Genomic DNA, 4,500 nt, shown 5'->3' with positions numbered 1-4,500 from the left:
GGGTATATCTGGTTTTCGAAGCGCTGCTTGATCACCATCGTACCCAGTCCGTATGCGCGCTGCGTAAGCTCGATCTCCGGTGACTCGACGCCTGTAAGCGCCTGTGGCGGGAACGGGGACGCGATATCCATATCCCCCTGCGCAAAGCCGAGCAGCTTGTTGCGCACATATCCGCCCACCAGATAGGCGGGCGCAACCCCCGCCTGCCGCAGTAGTTCAAACAACCGTTGCTGCGGCGCGCCAAGCGCGATTTTCATTTTGTTTCTCCATCAAACACATATTCCGCCGCGCCCGTCATCATCGCGCGTCCGTCCGGCAGGTTGTCGATGTGCAGCGTGCCCGCAAAAAGACGGATATCCGCCTGCGGCCCCATGATGCCTTTTTTGTACATAACGACCCCGGCCGCTGTCGCGCCTGTACCGCACGCGAGCGTACGGCCCGCGCCGCGCTCCCACGTTTCCATGCGCGCCGTATTCTCGTTAAGCACCTGAATGAAATCAACGTTCGTCCTGCGCGGGAAAAGCGCGTGTGTTTCGATCTCGCGTCCCAATGCTTCGATGGGCACCGCCTCCATGTCTTCCACAAACACGATCGTATGCGGCACGCCCATCAGCACGCTTGAAGCGCGCACGGCTCCATGCGCCGTTTCGATCTCAAAATCCATCGGGTCCTGCGCAAGCACAGGGATCGCCTGCGGATCGAACGAAGGCTTGCCCATATCGACGCGCACCGCGCTCACTTTGCCGTTTTCGATCACAAGCTCCGGCCTGATCACGCCAGCCAGTGTTTCCACATCCATCTGTGCTTTTTTGACGATGCCCTTATCATATACATAGCGCGCGAAGCAGCGGATACCGTTGCCGCACATCTCCGCCTCTGAGCCGTCGGAATTGATGATGCGCATACGCACGTCCGCATGGTCGCTTTTGTCAACGAGCAGCAAGCCGTCGGCGCCCACATTAAGCCGTCGTGCGCACAATGTGCGCGCAAGCGCCGTGACATCGCTCCCTGTAAGCTCGCGTTCTTCTATCACAATAAAATCGTTACCCAGTCCGTGCATTTTTGTAATATGCATTTTTTCACCACGCTTCTTTCGCAAAACACCGCCAGCAAGCTGCTTTACGGCGTTACTTAAATTGTTAATTTATTATGTATTATAACACATTATAGCACAACGGGCGGAAATTTTATGGTACAATACTATTAAAAATAAAGGATTTGAGGGTTTTTTCCAGAATATTATAAGTTGCAGGAATTTTGTCCTGAAAAAAAGTATGCGGCAGGTATGGGGATGCCGGCGGCATATGGCAACAGAGGGTAGTGTATGTATTTAAAGCCATCGCGTCACAAGAGAATGCGCAGGCGCACATCTATATTGATTGTCATTATTATCGTGATCGTGGCTGTGGCCGGGGTCTTATTGTATCTCGATAATTTCACGGAGTTTTCGTTTTCGAAACCAATGCTCAAGGAAACGGAAACACGTCTTCCGGATACGACCGTTGCGAGCAGCGGCGGCATTTTGTATGTGGATGACGGCACGCTTCATTTGCTCGACCAGAACGGTTCTTCTGTGTGGGACTTAAAGCAGGAGCTTGTTGACCCCAAAGTCGCGTGCTCTGACCAGATCGTTTCTTTGTACGCGCAAAAGTCGCTGCAGGCGTTCTCCTTTGATAAGGAGCCGCTGTTCTCTACGTCGCTTGATTCAGACATCTTAAGCGTGCGCTGTGGCAGCACCACAGTTGCTGCCCTAACAAGCGCGGCGGACGAGGCGGGTATCGTGCAATACTATATCTCCTTATATAACAATAAGGGCGAAGCTGCAGCGCAGCGTATCGAGCTGGCTACGAAGCCTGTGCTCGACTTCGGCTTCAACACGGGAGGCGATCTTTTCTGGGTGCTTTCGCTCGACAGCTCGGGCGTTGTACCTGTTTCGTACATCACGACGTACAAGACGGACGGCTCTATCACGGGCAGCATCGAGATCGACACGCAGGTCATTGAAAAAGTATATGTCACCTCTGATTCGATCTTTGCTTCGGGGACAAACAATCTGCTTTCCTACAGTTATGTAGGCGCAAAGCAGGCGGACGCGCTTGTGTATGGATGGAAGCCTGTGGGCGCAAGTATTGAGGGCAACAATTTGAAGGCGGCTTATGTATCGCGCGCCAGCCTTGCCACCATCGAATCTGCACGCATCTACGCAAATGATTTGAGCTATCAGACCGTGCGTCTGCCGCGCGACGTGTTCTCACTCGCGCTTTCACAGACCAAGCTCTTTGCCTTTACGCCGGGCGAAATCTATTCCTTTACGCCGGAGGGCAAGCTGGACCGATCCGTAAAGCTTGACCAGACGATCACCACCGTCAAACAGCTTTCAAGTGACATCGCTGTGGTTTGGGATCAGGACAAGAGCTATATTATGCATCTCAACTAGGGGGAACTATGGGTATACTGAACTGGATTGTGCTGTTTCTGATCGCAATCTATATATTGCAGGGCTTCCACAAGGGGTTCCTGATCTCCGTTTCCAATACGATCGGTATGGCGCTTTCGTGGATCATTGGTTTTGTGTTCAGTCCGCTGATGTCGCAGGCCATTGCCGACGGGCCTTTTTATAAGTTTCTGTTGTATTTCACCAATGGCGTTGACCAACTGAAGGCTTCGGGCAATATGCTTGTGACCACGATGTCACAGGCGCAGATCGACCAGGTGGTCTCTACCGCCAACCTGCCCGCGCCTTTTGACCATCTGGTGTCGCAGAACATGGCTGGTACTGTATTTGAATCGGCCGGTCTGCATACGGTTTCTGAATATGTCAGCAGCACGATCACCAATGTTGTGGTCAACATCTTCGCTTTTTTGGTGATCTATGTGATCGCGCGCATCATCATCGCGCTGCTCGTCAATGCCTATAACTATGCTTCGCCGCTTCCCGTATTACGCAGGTACGACAGCCTGATCGGCGGCGGTGTGGGCGCACTGCGGGGATTTTTAGGGATGTTTGCCCTGTTTATGATCATCCCCGTGATCCTTGTTTCTATGCCTACCGAATTGATTACCGACATTATCAACGGTTCGTCCTTTGCGTCGTTCTTCTATCATAATAATTTCCTGCTTGCGGGGATATCCGGCGTGATATAGCTGTATCCAAAAAGGCGTTGCAGCTGCAACGCCGTTTTTTGATTGTGTAATTTACACTTCCTTTTTTGTGTAGATACGCACCGAGACAAACCATGAAACAACAAGCGCCGCGACCGAGACAAACGGCAGAAACTCCATCAGCATGGCGATCGTTTCCATCATACCTTCCGCGCCGTTTTTGCCGCCGATGATCGAAAGCAGCATGAAGGGAACGAGGAATATGACGATCACAATGATCCGTGCTTTTTCGATCCCAAACCAATACATCAGAGGTATCATGATGCTGATAAATATCCCTACCATACACGCCAGTATGCCGACGATCATCCACGCGTCCGGTTCCATTTGCGCCACCCCGAGCGCCACGAGAATCAGATTGACCGCAAAACCGATGGCCGCGCCGATCCCTGTAATCAGCAGCGAGAACAGGTATTTGGAGAGCACGAGCTGCTTTCTTGTGTACGGGAGGGACAATACGTAGCTGTCCCAGCCGTACGCTTTGTCGTACGCGAAGGAGGTGAAGCCCATCATGCCGCCGATAAAGATGCAGATGGCGATCATAAATCCTGTGGAAAAATCGCTGTCTTGCGACACAAACGCGGGGATCATGCAGATGGCGACCACAAAAAGAAAGATAATAAAAAAGTTTTTCATTCCCAGAAATTCTTTTACAAGCAACCCTTTCATTTCTTCTCTCCTTTCACCGTGAAAAGCATAATGTCTTCAAGTGTCGCACTGTCGACGACCGCGCCGGCGTATTTGAGTGTTGCGCCCTCGCGGTCTGTGACGAGCGCTTCATATCCAAAGCTCGACCTGCGGTACCCGGCGATATCTTTTTTATCGATCTTTTGGAATAATTCCTCGCCGCATTTCAAAATGCCGTATTCATACAGCATCTTATCTTTTTGTTCCGACATTGCGACCCTGCCGTCGTGGATGAACGTGATGTAGTCCGCCACCTTTTCCAGATCGCTGGTGATGTGCGAGGAAATAAGCACGGAATGCTCTTCATCCTGTATAAAATCCAAAAATTCATCTAATATCTCGCTGCGCACGATGGGATCGAGCCCGCTCGTCGCCTCGTCTAAAATGAGCAGCTTCGGCCGATGGGAAAGCGCCGTGGCAATGGACAGCTTCATGCCCATACCGCGGGAAAACGTTTTGATCTTTTTGTCCTGCGGCAGCTTGAATTTTTGCACGTATTCCGAAAACAGCGCATCATCCCATTTTCCACGGAAAATGGAACGCATGATCGTTGCAACGTCCTTGGTTTTTAGCTGCTCGTTGAAGGCGATACGGTCGAGAACCACGCCGATCTGCGACTTGATCTCGCGTTCGCAGTCTACATGATCCATT

General features: G+C 51.6%; 5 protein-coding genes and 1 pseudogene. 2 read left to right on the top strand and 4 right to left on the bottom strand.

The genetic code is table 11. The features are described from left to right. Window positions 1–257 (bottom strand): annotated as a pseudogene (locus VB081_RS02670) (hypothetical protein); the annotation flags it as partial. Then, on the bottom strand, window positions 254–1,075 hold the full coding sequence (gene dapF, locus VB081_RS02665) for a diaminopimelate epimerase (protein WP_323399308.1): 822 nt from the start codon (window positions 1,073–1,075) through the stop codon (window positions 254–256). The gene dapF and the pseudogene VB081_RS02670, both read right to left, overlap by 4 nt. 249 nt (window positions 1,076–1,324) lie before the next feature. Between dapF and VB081_RS02660 the strand changes: the two genes are divergently transcribed. Both VB081_RS02660 and VB081_RS02655 read left to right on the top strand, forming a co-directional pair. Then, window positions 1,325–2,437: a DUF5711 family protein gene (locus VB081_RS02660; RefSeq protein ID WP_323399307.1), complete on the top strand. Its 1,113-nt coding sequence runs from the start codon at window positions 1,325–1,327 to the stop codon at window positions 2,435–2,437. Between the two features lie 8 nt (window positions 2,438–2,445). Next, window positions 2,446–3,144, top strand: coding sequence for a CvpA family protein (locus VB081_RS02655; protein ID WP_323399306.1), 699 nt, complete (start codon window positions 2,446–2,448; stop codon window positions 3,142–3,144). Between the two features lie 51 nt (window positions 3,145–3,195). Here the strand turns inward: VB081_RS02655 and VB081_RS02650 are convergent, their stop codons facing one another. Both VB081_RS02650 and VB081_RS02645 read right to left on the bottom strand, forming a co-directional pair. Then, on the bottom strand, window positions 3,196–3,831 hold the full coding sequence (locus VB081_RS02650; RefSeq protein WP_323399305.1) for an ABC-2 transporter permease: 636 nt from the start codon (window positions 3,829–3,831) through the stop codon (window positions 3,196–3,198). Beyond that, window positions 3,828–4,500 (bottom strand): ABC transporter ATP-binding protein (locus tag VB081_RS02645; RefSeq protein WP_323399304.1); only part of this gene is annotated, 673 nt, incomplete at its 5' end. The genes VB081_RS02645 and VB081_RS02650, both read right to left, overlap by 4 nt.

The organism is Christensenella sp. (genome assembly GCF_034927525.1).
GTDB lineage: Bacteria > Bacillota > Clostridia > Christensenellales > Christensenellaceae > Christensenella.
Note: the sequence above shows the minus strand (reverse complement) of the source record. Positions and strands in the feature narration are given on the sequence as shown.